This window comes from Marinihelvus fidelis (genome assembly GCF_008725655.1).
GTDB lineage: Bacteria > Pseudomonadota > Gammaproteobacteria > Xanthomonadales > SZUA-36 > Marinihelvus > Marinihelvus fidelis.
In genome coordinates this window covers 44,453-61,926 of record NZ_VYXP01000008.1, presented here as the reverse complement: position 1 = coordinate 61,926, position 17,474 = coordinate 44,453, and the positions used below count along the sequence as shown (strand labels likewise).

The 17,474-nt window shown below is 64.7% G+C and carries 12 protein-coding genes and 1 riboswitch; of the genes, 3 read left to right on the top strand and 9 right to left on the bottom strand.

Annotation, left to right across the window (positions count from 1 at the left end; genetic code table 11):
* Positions 1–48: 48 nt before the first annotated feature.
* From F3N42_RS13160 to F3N42_RS13140, 5 genes are all read right to left on the bottom strand, one after another.
* The gene (locus F3N42_RS13160) at positions 49–1,113 is read right to left on the bottom strand and encodes a ribonucleotide-diphosphate reductase subunit beta (protein WP_150864946.1); all 1,065 of its coding nucleotides are present in this window, start codon (positions 1,111–1,113) and stop codon (positions 49–51) included.
* 11 nt (positions 1,114–1,124) lie between these two features.
* Complete coding sequence (locus F3N42_RS13155) at positions 1,125–3,002, bottom strand: ribonucleoside-diphosphate reductase subunit alpha (RefSeq protein ID WP_150864945.1); 1,878 nt, start codon at positions 3,000–3,002, stop codon at positions 1,125–1,127.
* 112 nt (positions 3,003–3,114) lie between these two features.
* Positions 3,115–3,311, bottom strand: a riboswitch (cobalamin riboswitch).
* A 241-nt stretch (positions 3,312–3,552) separates the two neighbouring features.
* Complete coding sequence (locus F3N42_RS13150) at positions 3,553–6,306, bottom strand: M16 family metallopeptidase (RefSeq protein WP_150864944.1); 2,754 nt, start codon at positions 6,304–6,306, stop codon at positions 3,553–3,555.
* Positions 6,307–6,422: 116 nt separating this feature from the next.
* A complete protein-coding gene (locus F3N42_RS13145) occupies positions 6,423–9,347 on the bottom strand; it encodes a serine/threonine-protein kinase (RefSeq protein WP_150864943.1) in 2,925 nt (974 codons plus the stop codon).
* Between the two features lie 4 nt (positions 9,348–9,351).
* Positions 9,352–9,912 (bottom strand): ECF-type sigma factor, encoded by a 561-nt coding sequence (locus F3N42_RS13140; protein ID WP_191621412.1) that lies wholly within the window; start codon positions 9,910–9,912, stop codon positions 9,352–9,354.
* Positions 9,913–10,366: 454 nt separating this feature from the next.
* On the opposite strand from F3N42_RS13140, the gene F3N42_RS13135 reads away from it, so the two are divergent.
* From F3N42_RS13135 to F3N42_RS13125, 3 genes are all read left to right on the top strand, one after another.
* Positions 10,367–11,893, top strand: coding sequence for a carboxypeptidase-like regulatory domain-containing protein (locus tag F3N42_RS13135; RefSeq protein ID WP_150864941.1), 1,527 nt, complete (start codon positions 10,367–10,369; stop codon positions 11,891–11,893).
* 118 nt (positions 11,894–12,011) lie between these two features.
* Entirely contained in the window at positions 12,012–12,890 is an 879-nt protein-coding gene (locus tag F3N42_RS13130) for a hypothetical protein (protein WP_150864940.1), read from the top strand.
* A gap of 118 nt (positions 12,891–13,008) precedes the next feature.
* On the top strand, positions 13,009–13,437 hold the full coding sequence (locus F3N42_RS13125) for a hypothetical protein (RefSeq protein ID WP_150864939.1): 429 nt from the start codon (positions 13,009–13,011) through the stop codon (positions 13,435–13,437).
* Positions 13,438–13,501: 64 nt separating this feature from the next.
* Here F3N42_RS13125 and pnp read toward each other — a convergent pair whose 3' ends face one another.
* The 4 genes from pnp to rbfA all read right to left on the bottom strand — a co-directional run bounded on the left by pnp (position 13,502) and on the right by rbfA (position 17,469).
* Positions 13,502–15,595 (bottom strand): polyribonucleotide nucleotidyltransferase, encoded by a 2,094-nt coding sequence (gene pnp, locus F3N42_RS13120; RefSeq protein ID WP_150864938.1) that lies wholly within the window; start codon positions 15,593–15,595, stop codon positions 13,502–13,504.
* 99 nt (positions 15,596–15,694) lie between these two features.
* Positions 15,695–15,964 (bottom strand): 30S ribosomal protein S15, encoded by a 270-nt coding sequence (gene rpsO / locus F3N42_RS13115; RefSeq protein ID WP_150864937.1) that lies wholly within the window; start codon positions 15,962–15,964, stop codon positions 15,695–15,697.
* 210 nt (positions 15,965–16,174) lie between these two features.
* A complete protein-coding gene (truB, locus tag F3N42_RS13110) occupies positions 16,175–17,083 on the bottom strand; it encodes a tRNA pseudouridine(55) synthase TruB (RefSeq protein WP_150864936.1) in 909 nt (302 codons plus the stop codon).
* Positions 17,080–17,469: a 30S ribosome-binding factor RbfA gene (gene rbfA, locus F3N42_RS13105; protein ID WP_150864935.1), complete on the bottom strand. Its 390-nt coding sequence runs from the start codon at positions 17,467–17,469 to the stop codon at positions 17,080–17,082. The genes truB and rbfA overlap by 4 nt, the downstream gene beginning before the upstream one ends.
* Between the last annotated feature and the right edge of the window lie 5 nt (positions 17,470–17,474).

Below are 17,474 nucleotides of genomic sequence, written 5' to 3'. Positions count from 1 at the left end.
TGCCAGGGTAAATTTTACCCTGGCACTTTACTCTGACCCCTTCCCTCCTTACGTCACCGAGGCCGGGGGAATCAGGTCAGCCTGCTTCTGCCGCGCAGTGCGGGCGTCGAAAATGCCCCAGGCGCCTTCGGGGCCGTGCCAGTCACCGCCGGTGGCCGCCTTGGTGTACTCGGTGGCTCGGGTCTCGAAGAAGTTGGCGTGCTCCACACCGTTAAGGATTTCAGTCAGCCACGGCAACGGGTGTTCCCCGACGCCGTAGACCGGCTCCAGCCCGAACTGGCGCAGGCGCCAGTCGGCGATGTAGCGGATGTACAGCTTTACCTCGTCGGCGGTCAGGCCTTCCAGCGGGCCCATCTCGAAGGCCAGTTCGATAAAGCGGTCCTCCAGCGTCACGACGGTTTTCGCGCACTCGGTGATGTCGGCTTTCACGTCGTCTGTCAAGGCGCCGGTCTCGCGCGCGAAGGCATGGAACAGGCGGATCATGCCTTCACAGTGAAGGCTCTCGTCGCGCACTGACCAGGACACGATCTGGCCCATGCCGCGCATCTTGTTGTGGCGCGGGAAGTTCAGCAGGATGGCGAAGCTGGCGAACAGCTGCAGGCCCTCGGTGAAGCCACCGAACATGGCGATGGTACGCAGGATGTCCGCGTCGGTCTCCACGCCGAAGCGCTGCATGTAGTCGTGCTTGTCGGCCATGGCCTCGTAGTCCATGAACGCGGCGAACTCGCTGTCGGGCATGCCCAGGGTTTCCAGCAGCAGCGCGTAGGCGACGATGTGCACGGTCTCCATGTTGGCGAAGGCGGCCAGCATCATCTTGATCTCGGTGGGCCGAAACACGCGCGCGTAGCGCTCCATGTAGTTGTCCTGCACCTCCACGTCGGACTGGGTGAAGAAGCGGAACACCTGCGTCAGCAGGTTGCGCTCGGCATCGTCCAGGCGGTTCGTCCAGTCCTTGCAGTCCTCGCCCAGCGGCACCTCTTCGGGCAACCAGTGAATCTGCTGCTGGCGGCGCCAGAACTCGATGGCCCACGGGTAGCGGAACGGCTTGTAGGTCTTGCTGGGCGTCAGCAGGCCCGGGCGTTCGATCAGTTCGATCTGTTCGGTTTTCGGCATCGTCGGGGTCCTCACTGGCAGGCCAGGCATTCGTCGTACTTGTCGCCGTCGGCCGTCGCCAGCGCGCGCGCCGGCCAGGCCTTGGTGTTGTCGGCCTCGACGCCGGCGAACCCGGCGCGCTGCACCGATTTCGAGCGGCAGTAATACAGGCTCTTGATGCCGCGCTCCCAGGCCTGCCAGTGCAGCATCAGCAGGTCCCACTTGTGGATGTCGGCGGGCAGGAACAGGTTCAGCGACTGGCCCTGGCAGACCGCTGGTGCGCGGTCGGCGGCCAGGTCGACGATCCAGCGCTGGTCGATCTCGAACGCGGTGCGGAAGATGGATTTCTCATCATCGGTCAGCGACTCCAGGTGCTGCACCGAGCCGTCGTGTTCCAGGATCGACGCCCAGGTGCCCGGGGTGTCCAGGCCTTTCCCGGCCAGCAGCGCGGTCAGGGCGCGGTTCTTCACCGTGAACGAACCTGACAGCGTCTTGTGCGTGTAAATGTTGGCCGGGATCGGCTCGATGCAGGCCGAGGCGCCGCCACAGATGATGCTGATGCTGGCCGTCGGCGCGATCGCCAGCTTGTTGCTGAAACGCTCCATGACCCCGGCCTCGGCGGCATCCGGGCAGGCGCCCTTTTCCTCGGCCAGCACCCTGGACGCACGATCGGCCTGCTTGCGGATATGTTTGAACATGCGCCGGTTCCAGCTCTTGGCCAGCGCGCTCTCGAACGGAATGCCGCGCGCCTGCAGGAAAGAATGAAAACCCATCGCGCCCAGCCCGACGGAGCGCTCGCGCGCGGCCGAATACTTCGCGTTAGCCATGCCCTCCGGCGCCTCTTCGATAAACGCGTCCAGCACGTTGTCGAGGAAACGCATGATGTCCTCGACAAACTGCGGTTCCTCGCTCCACTCATCCCAGGTGTCAAAGTTGAGCGACGACAGGCAGCACACCGCGGTGCGCGGCATGCCGTGCTGGTCGATGCCAGTGGGCAGCAGGATCTCGCTGCACAGGTTCGACTGGCGAACCTTCAGGCCGGAACCCTGGTGATGCGCGGGCAGTGCCTGGTTGGCCGTGTCGGCGAACAGCAGGTAGGGTTCGCCGGTCTGCAGGCGGGTCTCCAGGATCTTCTGCCACAGCAATCGCGCCGACACCTTGCGCAGCACCTCACCGCTGGCCGGGCTGCGCAGTGCGAACTCGGCGTCTTCACGCACGGCTTCCATGAACTCGTCGGTGATGTTGATGCCGTGGTGCAGGTTCAGGCTCTTGCGGTTGAAGTCGCCGGACGGCTTGCGAATCTCGATGAACTCCTCGATCTCCGGGTGGTGGATGTCCAGGTAGACCGCGGCGGAACCACGCCGCAGCGAGCCCTGGGAAATGGCCAGGGTGAGCGAGTCCATGACCCGCACGAAGGGGATGATGCCGGAAGTCTGGCCATTCTCCTTCACCGACTCGCCGATGGAGCGGACGCTGCCCCAGTAGGTGCCGATGCCGCCGCCGTTGGACGCCAGCCAGACATTCTCGGTCCAGGTGTCGACGATGCCGCCCAGGCTGTCCTCCACCGCGTTCAGGAAGCAGGAAATGGGCAGCCCGCGTTTCGTGCCGCCATTGCTCAGGATGGGCGTGGCCGGCATGAACCAGAGTCGCGAAATATAATCGTAGAGCCGCTGCGCATGCGCGTCGTCGTCGGCGTAGGCCCGCGCCACCCGGGCGAACAGGCCCTGGTAGGTCTCGTTCTTCAGCAGGTAGCGATCCTGCAGCGTTGCCTTGCCGAAGTCGGTCAGCAGCGCGTCGCGTGCCGTGTCGACCTGGATGCCGTGAATGATCTGTGTTTCGGAACTGTCTGCGGCCAGTGGGGCCGGTTGTGGGGTTGCCGCGATGCTCGCGGCCGGGGCTGCCTGGGGCATGAAGTCACCTCGCCTTTTGCCTGGGTCCTGGGCGGGGGCTTCGGGAGGCTCGGCGGTCCGGCGGTGCTTCGGTGGAGGGCCGTGTCTCCATCCGGCACACCCCGACCGATGAATACATCAATGTCCGGCGGCAGGTCTCCTGGCTTGCAGTTTTGGCGGCTTCACGGCCTTCCCGGGCGGACCCAGTGGCGTTCAATGTGAAACCAACACTGCACACAGTTGCGGGGGCAGCTCCGGAATCAGGGCCTTTCAGCCCTTAACCGGATTCCCTTTTCATCACTATCGCGAACCGGCGAACCCCTATATCTTGGGTTCGCCGGCCACGATTTGTCAATATCTTGTGTTTTGGGTGACGCGTGACGCGTGACGCGTAACGCGTGACGAAAAGCGTTCCACCCCCTGGGGAGGGGGTTGCTCCTTTCCGGACCTTCGGCGGCACGGATGCCGCCGATGAGCGATCCAAGGATGGACTCGAGCGAGTCCGGAAAGGAGTAAGCCCCTCCCCAGGGCATGCGACACCGCCCCGGCGTCACGCGTTACGCGTTACCCGTCACTCGACCGGGTTGCCGTCGGCGTCGAGGACAGTGACTTCACCCAGGTCCAGGCCTTCGAGCTGGGCCTCGATCTGCTCGCGGTCACCGACAATCAGCCAGGTCAGGCGTTCGGGGTGAATCACCTCTTCCGCCGCGCCCTGGATGTTTTCCAGGTCGAGCGCATCGTACTGCGACTCCAGCGTGGTGACGTAGTCGTCCGGGCGGCCGAAGCGCTGGTTGGACAGCAGCGCACCGAGTACGGCATTGCTGGTCTCGAACTGGCCGGGCAGGCTGTTGACGGCGTTGCGGACGCTCTTGTTCAGCTCGTCCTGGGTCGCCGGGGCCTCGTCGGTGTACTCGTCGAACTCGCGCACCAGCTCGGCCAGCGAATCGCCGGTCTTGTCGGTCTGCACCGGCGCGTAAGCGATCCACATGCGCTGGCCGCGGGCATCCGGGGAGAACGTGTAGGCGCCGTAGGCCCAGCCCTTGTCCTCGCGCAGGTTCATGTTGACGCGCGCGGTGAACTGGCCGCCCAGGATGTCCGTGGACGTATCGATGGCCAGGTTGTTGTCCGCGCCGGTGGGCGGCGCAACGTGGCCGGCCAGCACCATGGACTGCGGCGAGCCGGGTTTGTCGATGATCAGCACGCGGCCGGTCTCGGCCATCGGCACATCGGCCAGGTTCTTTTGCGGCACGGCGGAGCGCGGTGCGCGCCACTTGCCGAATGCGTCTTCGAGCACCGGCAGGATTTCGTCCATGGTGGTGTCACCGGTAACGAACAGCGTGGCGTTGTCGGGGCGGATCCAGGTGCGGTGGAACGCCACCAGGTCATCGCGCTCCAGGCTGGCGATCGAGTCCTCGGTGCCAGAACCGGTCATCGGTACGCCGTAGGCGTGGTCCTTGCCGTAAACCAGCGGCGGCAGGTTACGCAGCGCGATCTGCACCGGCTGGGTCTTTTCCTGCTGGATGCCGGCAATCCACCGGCCGCGCAGGCGCTCAATTTCCTCGTCGTCGAAGGCCGGGTTACGGACCACGTCGGCGAACAGTTCCACCGACGGCTCCAGGGCGCCCTTCAGCGCCGACAGGTTGACGGTGGACATGTCGAGGTTGGAACTGGTGCTGATGTTCGCGCCCAGGCGATCGGCCTCGGCGGAAATTTCCAGCGCGTCACGGTCCTCGGTGCCCTCGTCCAGCATCGCCAGCGTGAAGCTGGCCGCGCCGAGCTTGCCCAGCGAGTCCGCGGCGTAACCGGCGTCGAACTGGATGGCCATATTTACGACCGGCACCGTGTGGCGCTCGGCCAGGACCACCTGCAGGCCGTTCCCGAGTTCGGCACGCTGCACTTCGGGGAAGCTCAGCCGCGGCATGTCGCCCACCGGCGGCAGGCCCTGGCTGCGATCGACATCGCTGGCCACCGTGGTGTGCTCACCGTAAGGCAGAACATCCAGCTGGTAACGGCCGGGGCCCAGCCATTCGGCGGCGGCCGCACGGACGCTTTCCGGCGTGGCCTCGTTGATCCAGGTCAGTTCGGTGCGGAAGAAGCCCGGGTCGTTGGCGTAGAGTTCACCCTGCGCCAGCACGTTGGCCTTGCCGCTGAACCCGCCGATCTGCTCCAGGCCACGCACGCGGGCGGCGTTGTAGCCTGCCTGGGCGCGCTCGAGTTCGTCGGCCGTCGGACCCTCGTCCAGGAAGCGCGCCATTTCACGATCGATGATGGCGTTAACCTGCTCCAGGGAAGCACCCTGCTTCAGCGTCACGTCAACCCAGAAGTTGCTGGCCAGCAGGTGCTCTTCCACCTGCACGTCGACCTCGGTCGCCAGCTGTTCGTTGTAGACCAGGGCCTGGTACAGGCGCGAGTTCTTGCCGGAGCCAAGGACGGCCGCGGCCAGGTCCAGCTCCGAGCGGGTCTGCGTGGTGCGGCCCGGCACCGACCACAGGCGGTAGGTACGGGTCTGCGGCACGCGGTCGTACTGGACCTCGAACGTGTCATGCGTGCGCTCGGGCAACCAGGCGGTCATGCGCTTGACCGGCGGGCCGGCCTCGATGTCGCCGAAGTATTTTTCCATCAGCGGACGCGCGGTCTCGGCGTCGATATCGCCGGCCAGCACGACCACGGAGTTGGCCGCGCCGTAGAAGTCCTTGAACCACTGGTGTACGTCCTCCAGCGAAGCCGCGTCCAGGTCGGCCATCGAGCCGATGGTGCTGTGCGCGTAGGGGTGACCCTCGGGGTAGAGGCCCTCGAGCACGCGGTAGTAGACCTGGCCGTAGGGCTGGTTGTCGCCCTGGCGCTTCTCGTTCTGCACCACGCCACGCTGGTTATCCAGCTTCTCCTGCGTCACCGCGCCCAGCAAGTGGCCCATGCGGTCGGATTCCAGCCACAGCGCCATGTCCAGTGCCGGGGTGGGCACGTTCTGGAAGTAGTTGGTGCGGTCCAGCCAGGTGGTGCCGTTGGAGTTGGTGGCGCCCACCTGCTCCAGCGGCTTGAAGAATTCGTCATCGTAGTTTTCGCTGCCGTTGAACATCAGGTGTTCGAACAGGTGGGCGAAACCGGTCTTGCCCCGCGGCTCGTCCTTGGAGCCGACCTTGTACCAGACGCTGACGGCGACGATCGGCGCCTTGCGGTCTTCGTGGACGATGACGGTCAGGCCGTTGTCCAGGGTGAAGCGCTCGTAGGGAATGTCGACATCGGGTATGTCGGCGGCAAAGGTCATCGGCGCGATGGCCAGCGAAGAGGTGGCCAGCATGGTGGCCGCAAGGGACTTCAGCGTCATGGAACGTCTCGCATGTTGTTCTGAAAACCGCGCCATGTTCCATGACCGGCGACCGAACCGCCAGCGCCAAAGGTCATGGTCGGAATGCGGCCGTGTGGATTTTTGGCTTCGAAGGGCTAGCGGACGCCGGCGCGTTCTTCGGCGAGTTCGGCGGCAACTGAGGCCGCGGGACAGAAGTACTCGGCAGACCAGAACCGTGTCTGCGGGTGGTCCTCACCCAGGGCCGCCCGCAATGCCGGCACCGCGATGTCCAGCTCCCGGCTCGAGCGCGCCGCATCGCCGCGCTGGCATGCGGCCCGGGCCAGGTCGGCGCGCGCCAGCGCCGCGGGCCAGTAATCGTCATCCCATTTCAGCGCGTATTGTTCGAGAGCGTTTAACAGCGTGGCCTGGGCCGCCACGGCGTCGCCCGATGCCAACTCCACTTTCGCCGCCTGGTGCAGCGCTTCCGGGTAACGTTCACGGCGTTCAGCCGGCCGATCTTCAATGGCGGCCAGCGTTTCGATCATCACGCGGCTGGCCTCGGCCAGCTGCTCAAGCGCGACCAGCGCCTCCGCCCGGACGATGTTCCGCTCTACCCACATGCGCGCGCCCGGGGTGACCACGTCATCCCCCGTGCCGACCGGCCCCAGGTGCTCCAGCGCCGCGGCGGGCTCGCCGCTGCGCACAAGCAGGCGCGCGTACTGGTTGTCGGCATCGAAGCGTGAGCGCACGGTGTCCTGCTGCAGCTGCGCGAAGATGTCCATCGACTCGGCCAGCGCGGCCTGTGCCTCCGGGTAGCGCGCCAGGTCGATCCAGGTGCGGCCGACGGCCTTCAGCGAAAACGCCAGGTCATTTGTCACCGGGCCGTCGCGCTCCCGGTCCATGTCGGCGACCTCCCGGTAAATACGGTTGGCCTCGACCAGTTCACCCGCCTTCTCGCGCGCCACGCCCACCTCGTAGAGCGTCAGGGCGATTTCCACGTGGCTGTCAGGGTAGACCGTGGTGGCAATGTCATGCGCCTTCTGTGCCGACGCCGCGGCACCCTCCAGGTTGCCGCGCAGGGACTGCACCCGCGACAGCACCATGGTTGTGACCCCCACACGTGGATGAATCTCGCCGTAGACCTGGACGCGCATATCGATGGCGTCTTGCAGGTACTGCTCCGCCTCGGCCAGGTCGCCGTTCCGTGACAGCAGCCAGCCGACGTTATGCAGGCCGGTGGAAATCTTGCCATGCGGCGCCTCGTAGAGCGCACGGCGGATGGCCAGCGACTGCTTCATCATCGCCATGGCCTCGTCGTGCTCACCAGAGTGCTCAAGTACCAGGGCCAGGTTGTTGGTGGTATCGCTGAGTGACTCCGTCGGCTCACCGATGCGCGCCTCGTGCAGGGCCAGTGCCTGGCCCAGGTAATCGCGCGCCGTGGCCAGGTCTTCATTCATGCGGGCGATATCACCCAGTTGCGACAGGATGACCACCTGCGGCTCGACATCATCGGGCGAGTGCTCGCGCCGCAGGGCCAGCATGCGCTCAAACAAACCCGTGGCCGCGTCCAGGTCGTCCATCGACTTGTAGGCGGAGCTCAGCGACTCCAGCACGGCGATCTGGGCCATCGGCGAGTCGGCGAGTTCCTCGGCCACTTTCGCCGCACCGATATCCAGCAACTCGTGCACGCTGCGTGGCTCACCGGCCGAAACATTGGGGTTCGCCTCGTCGAACAGGTCGACCAGGAAGCCCGCGACCGCCTCGGCGCTGCGCGCCTCTTCTTCGGCGATCCGCTCGGCGCGCTTGGCCTCGACAAAACCATAGGTGGCGACGCCCGCGCCGGCCACCAGCGACAGGACGGCCACGACCGCGGCGATCGAGGCGCCACGGTGCCGCCGCCAGAACCGCGACACCAGGTACCCGGCCGTCGGTGGGCGCGCCTGCACAGGCCGCGAATCGAGAAAACGGTCCAGGTCGTCCGCCAGTTCCCTTGCCGTGGCATAGCGGTTCTCCGGCTCGGCACGCAGCGCCTTCATCAGGATGGTTTCCAGGTCGCCTTTCAGCGCCCGGGCCAGGCCCGTAACAGTCTGGCGGCGCCGGGTTGCGATCTCATCGGCATGTTCCAGCTGGGCCAGCCGTCGCGACGGTCGCGCGGGATGTTCGAAGTCGGGAGCCGGCAGGCGCCCACCCGTGGTGGCCGCGGTCTCGTCCCGGCCAAACGGGTCACTGCCGCAGAGCAGTTCATAGATCAGCATGCCCAGGCTGTAGGTGTCGCTGGCCGTGGTCACCGGCCCGCCCAGAACCTGCTCGGGACTGGCGTAGCGCGGCGACAGCAGGCGAAACCCCTCGATGGTGGTATGGCCGCCACCCGCCGTGGCCACCGGGTCCAGCAACTTGGCGATGCCGAAATCCAGCAGCTTGGGCGTGCCGTCCTTAGTCACCAGGATATTCCCGGGCTTGATGTCACGGTGGACGACCAGGTTCCGGTGCGCGAACTGCACCGCGTCGCACACCTGCCGCGCCAGCTCCACGCGGGCGTTGAGCCCCAACTGCTCGCGATCACAGTACTCGGTAATCGGCACCCCCTCGATCAGCTCCATGACCAGGTACGGCACGCCTTCATCGGTTTCACCGCCGTCGAGGAGACGGCAGATGTTGGGGTGATTCAGGTCGGCCAGGATTTGCCGCTCAACCAGCAGCCGGCGGCGCAGTTCGCCGGTGACCAGCGAGCTGGTCAACAGCTTGATGGCCACCTCCTGGTCGTAGGCGGTGTCCGAGCGCCGCCCCCTGAAGACCACGCCCATGCCACCGGCGGCAATCTTCGCGGTGAGCGTGTAGGCGCCGATCTCGCGCCCCAGCCAGGCACTCTCCTGCCCCGCGCCCACGTCGGCGGCGGCGCGCTCCAGTGTCGGCGCTACCGGATCCTCGATCTGGTCCCCGGCCAGAAGGTCGTCAACCAGTGCACGCAGCTCAACGTCGCCGTCACAGGCCGCTTCCAGCCAGGCCGCTTGCTCTGCGGCCTGCATATCGGCGCACTGGGCAAACAGCGCTTCGGCCTTTTTCCACAGTTCAATATCCATGGTTTCAGGCGGCCTGCAGGCGCTTGAACAGCCAGGCCTTGGAAATCCGCAGGTCGGCGTGCACGGTCGATTCGGCCACGCCCAGGATTTCCGCCATCTCCGCGTAGGTCATGCCGGCAAAGTAATGCAGTTCCAGCGCCCGCGCCTTGCGCTCATCGAAGGCCTCGAGCTCGTCCAGGGCCGCGTCCAGCGCCAGCACATCCGCCTCCAGCGCCGGTGCGCCGTCGGCCAGCTCCTCGATATACGTCACATGCATGGCATCGCCACCGCGCTTGGCGGCGTTACGGGTATTGGCATGATTGACCAGCACACGGCGCATCATGCGCGAGCACAATGCCATGAAGTGATTGCGGTCTTTCCAGTCGATGTCGACGCCCACCAGCATCTGGTAGGCCTCGTTGACCAACGCAGTGGGCTGCAGTGTGTGACCGGCAGATTCGCGGCGGAAATGACGGCAGGCCAGCTGGTGCAATTGCTCGTAGACCAGGGGCGTCAGTTGCTCGAGCGCTCGCTCCTCGCCGCCTGACCACTGGTGAAGCAAGCCTGTGATGTCGTTATCTGTCATCCGTGACCGGGTGTGCATGAATGGCCACGATTGTTGCATATCCGCAGTGAGGGTCAACCGCGAACAAAAACAGCCGGACCCGGTGCGCCGGGTCCGGCTGGTTCGCTCTCGGGCAGTCGCGCGTCGATCCCCCTTGCGCCTGCCCGTTCGTCCCCTGAGGTGTTCCCCCATCCTGTATAGCGGGAAAACCGGGGAAATACCCCGATCTTTTTTCAGATTTTTTCATGTTTTGCCCTAAACGCTCATATCCTTATGTTTTTAATGTATATTTATTTATTGCCAAACTTAAAAAACGGCGTATAAATAACGCTTGGTGGCCTGCCTGGCCACTGCCCCGACCGGACATCCGGCAGGAACGCGGCCACCCCGGCCGCCGTCGGACAGGCTCGGCATCATTCGCGCGGCTCCTGCTCCGCGTGATACCCCCGATCACCCGAAGGAGGGTGTCGTCAAAATGCGTACCCCAATTCTCGCGCGCGGCTTACTGGCCAGCGCGCTGTTCTGGCTGTTCCTGCCCGCCTGGGCCATGGCGCAGGAATTTGAGCCCAACAATTCATGTGACACGGCACAAACCGAAACACTGTCTGGCTCACCCCACATTATCCTGGGGGAACTGGACCCGTTTGCGGAGCAGGCCGATGTCGACTTCTTTCGGTTCACGGCCCAGCCTGGCACAGTTCTGCGCCTGGACCTCGAGGGCCAGCCTACCGGTGCCGGCGACCTGGGTGACCCGTTCGTCGGCTGGTTCGATTCCGCCTGCCAGCTCATGGCGTTTGACGACGACAGTGGCGAGGGACTCAACTCGCAGCTGCATCTTGTCGTTCCCGGTGACGGCCTGTTCACGGTGGGCGTAACGAACTGCTGCGACAGCGGATTCAACGGCGTTGGCCAGGGCAGTTACCGCCTCTCAGTGACCGAGCGAAACAGCATCGGCAGCATTTCCGGGCTGGTCTTCAACGCCGAAACCGGCGTACCGCTGTCAAGCTATGAGCCGCCCTACGTGGTGGCCTACCTGAACCAGTGCACGGGCACGGAATGTACTTACGGCGTCGCCGATGCCTTGGCCGATGCCCATGGGGTGTTCGCGTTCCTCACCGATTACTGGGGCCAGCCGCTGCTGGATGGCGACTACCAGGTGTCGCTCCGCGCGGAAGGCTTTGACGAGTTCCTGACCGACATATTCACGGCTGAAGCCGCCGCCAACGTGCACCTGGGGGTCCTGGGCATGTCGCCGAAGCAGTACATCGGCTCCATTGGCGGCCAGCTGCGCGATGCGCTTGACGGCAGCCCCATACCGGGCATCGTCCCCCCATGGGCCTGGGTGACGCTGTCGACCTGTGACGGCCCTCAGTGCTTCGAACTGGCGTCGACGAGCGCGGATGAAAACGGCCAATTCCATTTCGATGGCCTGTACTGGCGTGTCGCACCCGGCGACTTCTGGATCACGGCCAGGGCCGACGGTTTTTCCATCCTGGAGAGCGCAACGTTTCAAGTTGGCCGGGACGAGCACGTCGACATCGGCGACCTTCACCTGGCGCCCTTCCCCGTCCGTCTCGGCGAACTGCACCATTGCGAGCCGGTGGCCGGACAGACCTGCCGATTCGGTATCGAGGTCAGCGCGCGGACCAGCAAACGGCTGCGCGCCGAGGTGTGGAGCACCGTCGAGTACGTGGACTACACCCGCCCGGTGCTGAGCACCCGGTTCCAGCTGGGTCGCAATGGCGTCGCCAACCCCGCCCCGCAATCTCTCAACCTGGCCTCCGGGGAGACACGAACGGTCATGTTCGAACTCCGTATCCCGCAGGACGCGCCTGCCGGCAGCTGGGTCTGCGCGACGATTTTTGTCGGGGAGTCACCGTTCGCGCAGTTTCATACGCTGGCGGAGCAGACCGCGTTCTGTGCCACGCCACAAAATGGGGTGATGACCCGCGTGCCTGACAAGGAAGTGCGGATGCGACAACGCGGCAAGCAAGGGAAATAATTCACGCCGGGCGCAATCCCGCGAGCGACTGAGCAGAAAGGGCCCGGGTTTCCGGGCCCTTTCCCCTTTCACCGCCAATCCGGCCTATCATGGGCTCATGCAGAAATTCCCTCGTGTAATGACCCGAATGGCCTGGCTCCTGGCTGCGATCGCGGCCCTGGCCGCCTGCGGCGGCGAGCCCCCTTCGCCCTACCGCGGCGCGCTGTATTACGGCAACGGCGCGTACCTGATGCGGCTGGGCCTGCAGACCGGAGAGGTCTCGGTGGCCGGGCACCTGGGCGATACGGTGATCCGCGAGGTGTCGACCTACAGCGGCGAGTACCTGCTGATTGCCGAGACCAACACGGTCAACCGCCGGCGCGTGCCGCGCATTGCCTGGTTCAATCGCCGCACCGGCGAGAAAGGCGACTTCTACGGGGGTGTTCGCGCCCGCTTCCTGGCCGCGGCCGAAGTGATGGTCTACGACGACGGCAACAGCCTGTTCGCGGTGCCCAGCGAGGACCGCAGCACCAACCAGCTGATCATGGCGCATTCCGGCGCAGCTTTGACGGCCATGATCGAGGCCGCACCGGGCCTGCTGTTGCTGGAAACCCTGCGCGATGGCGCGGCGACCATTCACTCCTGGGACGGCCACAGTGGCGAGCTGCAGGCGCTTGATGCCCTGTCCTCGACCTGTCGGCTGGAAGGCGCCGTCTGGATCGACGCCATGGAGCGATTGGCCTGCGCGCCACGCGATGGCGACGCGTCGGCGCCATGGCTGTTGACGGACCTTGCCGCCGAAGCGCCACGCCCCCTGGGGCTGCCCGCTGACCGGGCCTTCAGGCCCCTGGCCTACCTGGATGACCAGCGCGCGCTGGTGTTACAGGAATCACGTGACAAGCTGCTGGGCGGTGGTGCCCGGCATTCCGCCTGGCTGTACGCGATCGACAGCGGTGAACTTGTCCACCTGGCCGATGATGTCAGCCTGGGGCGCTCGGTGGCCTACGCGGAATACTGACCGCGGGGCGTTCTGTCCTGCACGAGCCCTCGCCCTGGTTTGACCCGGGTGTCAGTCTTTAGCTGTTTCGCACGTTAAACCCTGTAGAAGTCACGAACAATCATGGGAGGAACGAGCGATGAACAAGGCAGTACAACCACTGTCCGCCATGCTGGCCTGCGGGCTGGTACTCACGAGTCCGGCTGCGCTGGCACTGCGGGATTATGGCACCTGGTCTGGTGAAGCAACCAGCACCGAGGCCCACACGATCGGTGTCAATACCGTCGACACCGTGCGCCAGGTGCTCGTATCTGCCCACGTGGCAGCAGACGAAATGCCGGGCAAGCCCTGCATTGTCACAGTGCGGACGTTTGACCAACGGAACCGCATTTATGGCCCAGTCATTGCGCGGGTCCTGGCGGGCGCTGGGCATTCTGCCAACCAGGAGATTCGTTTTCCCCAGGGCCTGGACCAGTCCAGCCAGCTTGACCCGGCGCTTCGCATCACCGTCGACCCGGGGGCCGCATCGGGTTGCCACTGGGTGGTGTCCGCCCACGGAGACCGCTGACACCCGGGCATAAAAAAACGGCGCCCGCAGGCGCCGTTTTCATTCGTTCGAGCTGAAGTGACGATTACTCGCCGTCCTTCACCTCTTTCATGGACAGGCGGATACGGCCCTGCTTGTCCACTTCCAGCACTTTCACCTTCACGACCTCGCCTTCCTTGACCACGTCGGTGACTTCTTCCACGCGCTCGTCGGAGAGTTGGGAGATGTGCACCAGGCCGTCACGGCCCGGGGTCAGTGAAACGAAGGCGCCGAAGTTCATAATCTTGATGACCTTGCCTTCGAAGATCTGGCCCGGCTCGATGTCGGCGGTGATCTGCTCGATGCGCTTACGGGCTTCGTCGCCGGCGGCCTTGTCCACGGAACCGATGGTGATGGTGCCGTCATCGGCGATGTCGATGGTGGCGCCGGTCTCCTCGGTGATGGAGCGGATGGTCACGCCACCCTTACCGATCACGTCGCGGATCTTGTCCGGGTGGATCTTGATGGTCATCAGGCGCGGCGCGAACTCGCTCATCTCGGCGCGCGGCGCGTCGATGACCTTGTTCATTTCGCCGAGGATGAACTGGCGGCCGTCGTGGGCCTGGGCCAGGGCGATCTTCATGATCTCCTCGTTGATGCCTTCGATCTTGATGTCCATCTGCAGCGCGGTGATGCCTTCGGCAGTACCGGCCACCTTGAAGTCCATGTCGCCCAGGTGATCTTCGTCACCCAGGATATCGGTCAGCACCGCGAAGCGGTCGCCTTCCTTGATCAGGCCCATGGCCACACCGGCCACCGGTGCCTTCACCGGCACACCGGCATCCATCAGCGCCAGGGATGAACCACACACGGACGCCATGGAGGAGGAGCCGTTCGACTCGGTGATCTCGGAGACCACGCGGATGACGTACGGGAAGTCTTCCTGTGACGGCAGCACGGCGGAGATGCCGCGGCGCGCCAGGCGGCCGTGGCCGATTTCGCGGCGCTTGGGGCCACCGGCAAAGCCGGTCTCACCCACACAGAAGTGCGGGAAGTTGTAGTGCAGCATGAACGGGTCTTTGTACTCACCGGTGACCGCGTCGATGATCTGCGCGTCGCGCGTGGTGCCCAGCGTGGTGGTCACGATGGCCTGGGTCTCGCCACGGGTGAACAGCGCGGAACCGTGGGTACGCGGCAGTACGCCGGTTTCCACGGAGATCGGGCGAACCGTCATCGGGTCACGACCGTCGATACGCGGGTTGCCGGACAGGATCCGGTCGCGGACCAGGAACTTCTCCAGCTTGTAGAAGTACTCACCCACTTCACCGGCGGACGGTGCATTCTCGTCGTCCTCGTCACACAGTTGGTCGATGACCTGCTGCTTGACGGCGGCGACCGCGTCGCGACGCTCCATCTTGTCGGCGTTGCCGTAAGCGGCGACGAGGCCGTCCTTCGCGGCGGCTTCGACCTTGGCCTTCAGGTCGGTGTTTTCGACCGGGCCTTCCCAGTTCCACGCGGTGACGCCGACTTCGGCGACCAGTTCGTTGATGGCCTTGATGACCGTCTGCATGGCTTCGTGGCCGAAGGTCACGGCGCCCAGCATCACGTCTTCAGACAGCAGGTCGGCTTCGGATTCCACCATCAGAACGGCCTTTTCGGTACCGGCCACGACCAGTTCCAGCTTGGACTCTTCCAGCTGGGTGGCGGTCGGGTTCAGCACGTACTCGCCGTTGACGTAACCGACCTTGGCGGCGCCGACCGGGCCGGCGAACGGCATGCCGGACAGGGCCAGGGCGGCGGAGGCACCGATCAGCGCCGGGATGTCGCCGTCCACTTCCGGGTTGGAAGACACCAGGTTGGCGGTGATCTGGACTTCGTTCAGGAAGCCTTTCGGGAACAGCGGGCGAATCGGGCGATCGATCAGGCGGCAGGTCAGCACTTCCTTTTCGGTCGGGCGACCTTCGCGCTTGAAGAAGCCACCCGGGATGCGACCCGCGGCGTAGAACTTCTCCTGGTAGTTGACGGTCAGCGGGAAGAAGGACTGGCCGGGGTTCTGCTCTTTGCGACCCACGGCGGCCACCATGACCACGGTGTCGGCCATCTTGACCATCACGGTCGCGTCGGCCTGTCGGGCGATCTGCCCGGTTTCAATCGTTACGGTGTGCTCACCGTACTGGAACGTCTTGGTAAATTTTTGCACGTCAGATTCCTGCGTTGAATTTATGTCAGATACGACAAACCGCTGGCGAAACAGGTGTTTGCCAGGCGGTTAGTCGATCGAATCGGGCAAAAGAAGCGTTTATCGACGCAGGCCAAGACGGCCAATCAGGTCGCGGTACCGCTCGATGTCCTTTTTCTTCAGGTAGTCGAGCAGGCTGCGACGCTGATTCACGAGTCGCAGCAAGCCGCGACGCGAGTGGTGATCACCCTTGTGGGTTTTGAAATGATCGGTCAGGTGACGAATACGGCTGGTCAACAATGCAACCTGAACTTCCGGTGAGCCGGTATCGCTCTCCGAACGCTTGTATTCCTCGACGATCTTGCTTTTTGCCTCAGCACTAAAAGACATGGTTAGTTCTCCATGACTAGAGCCCTCGAGGCCTTTGTAAAAACCCGCCGCCACATCACTTGTCGACGTGGCTGGGTCTTTGCAAAGCCCTCTACGAGCCCCGGGTTGAAAGAGCCGCGTATTGTACGCCTGAAGTGCACTGCAAACAAGCTTTTGGGGAAGATAATTTACCTGTGATTCCAGCGACTTGCGACACCGCTGTCAGCGAATTCACGGATCGTCGCGGACAAACACCCTGCGCGGCCTGATTTGCCCGTCCAGGCACTCGCCGATACCGCGCGCGGTGCCTTCGGAATCGTGCAGCCGGACCAGCCCTTTTTCGCTACCGTTCGAGTCGACGGGGTTGCCGTGGGCGAGCCGCTGGAGCGCTTCCGCGCCCAGGGTGACCACCGGCCAGTCGGCAAGCCCGGCATCGGCCGGCAGGCGCAGCGAATCGAGTTCGCCGTTCTCGCTCGCCTGCTCTACCTGTTCCAGCGTCACCATGCTTTGGCTGCCGAAAGGGTGCACCCACTGGCGGCGCAGCGCGACCAGGTGGGCCACGGTGCCGAAGGCCCGGGCGATGTCCTCGGCCAGGGTGCGGATGTAGGTGCCCTTGCCGCAGGTGACTTCGAAACGGATGTCGGGACCGTCAATGGACAGCAGTTCGATGGCGTGGATTTCCACCGGCCGCGGCTGGCGCTCGATCTCGATGCCGCGGCGCGCGTATTCATACAGCGGCCGGCCCTGGTGCTTGATGGCCGAATACATGGGTGGCACCTGCTCACCCAGGCCGACAAAGCTGTCGAGCACATCGCGAAGTCGCGCTTCGTCGACCGGGGGCACGTCCTGCTCTAGCAGCACTTCGCCCTCGGGGTCACCGGTGCTGGTGGCGATACCCAGGCGCGCCGTGGCGCGGTAGGCCTTGCCGGCATCGAGTATGAATGCGGACGTCTTGGTGGCTTCACCCAAGCACAGGGGCAACATGCCGGTGGCGAACGGGTCGAGGGTGCCGGTGTGGCCGGCCTTGCGGGCATTGAAGGCGCGGCGTACGCGTTGCAGGGCCTGGTTGGAGGACAGGCCGGCCGGCTTGTCCAGCAGCACGACGCCGTCGATGGCTTCGCCACGACGACGTCGGCTCATTCTTCTTCGCCTTCTCCCGCGGCGTCATCGCGGCCGTCGGAAGACACGGCCCGATCGATCAACGCGTCCATGGCGATACCGGTCTCCACCGATGCATCGTGGTGGAAGTGCAGCTCGGGCACAGCGCGGATGCGCATTTCCTGCCCCAGGCGCATGCGCAGGAAACCCGCCGCGCGCTTCAGGGCCTTGATGCTGTCCGCGGCCTTGTCGGCCTCGAACACGGTGACGTAAACCTTGGCGTGAGCCAGGTCACGGGTCACCTCCACGTCGGAAAGACTGACGAAACCCAACTCCGGGTCATCCACCTCGCGCTGGATCAATGTCGCCAGTTCGCGCCGCATCTGGCCGGCGACGCGTTCTGAACGCTTGAATTCACGGGGTGCCATGGCCG

Excerpts from the sequence above, each read along its gene's own strand:
- F3N42_RS13160 (WP_150864946.1), bottom strand. The coding sequence starts at position 1,113 with ATGCCGAAAACCGAACAGATCGAACTGATCGAACGCCCGGGCCTGCTG.
- F3N42_RS13155 (WP_150864945.1), bottom strand. The coding sequence starts at position 3,002 with ATGCCCCAGGCAGCCCCGGCCGCGAGCATCGCGGCAACCCCACAACCG.
- F3N42_RS13150 (WP_150864944.1), bottom strand. The coding sequence starts at position 6,306 with ATGACGCTGAAGTCCCTTGCGGCCACCATGCTGGCCACCTCTTCGCTG.
- F3N42_RS13145 (WP_150864943.1), bottom strand. The coding sequence starts at position 9,347 with ATGGATATTGAACTGTGGAAAAAGGCCGAAGCGCTGTTTGCCCAGTGC.
- F3N42_RS13140 (WP_191621412.1), bottom strand. The coding sequence starts at position 9,912 with ATGACAGATAACGACATCACAGGCTTGCTTCACCAGTGGTCAGGCGGC.
- F3N42_RS13135 (WP_150864941.1), top strand. The coding sequence starts at position 10,367 with ATGCGTACCCCAATTCTCGCGCGCGGCTTACTGGCCAGCGCGCTGTTC.
- F3N42_RS13130 (WP_150864940.1), top strand. The coding sequence starts at position 12,012 with ATGACCCGAATGGCCTGGCTCCTGGCTGCGATCGCGGCCCTGGCCGCC.
- F3N42_RS13125 (WP_150864939.1), top strand. The coding sequence starts at position 13,009 with ATGAACAAGGCAGTACAACCACTGTCCGCCATGCTGGCCTGCGGGCTG.
- rpsO (WP_150864937.1), bottom strand. The coding sequence starts at position 15,964 with ATGTCTTTTAGTGCTGAGGCAAAAAGCAAGATCGTCGAGGAATACAAG.
- truB (WP_150864936.1), bottom strand. The coding sequence starts at position 17,083 with ATGAGCCGACGTCGTCGTGGCGAAGCCATCGACGGCGTCGTGCTGCTG.
- rbfA (WP_150864935.1), bottom strand. The coding sequence starts at position 17,469 with ATGGCACCCCGTGAATTCAAGCGTTCAGAACGCGTCGCCGGCCAGATG.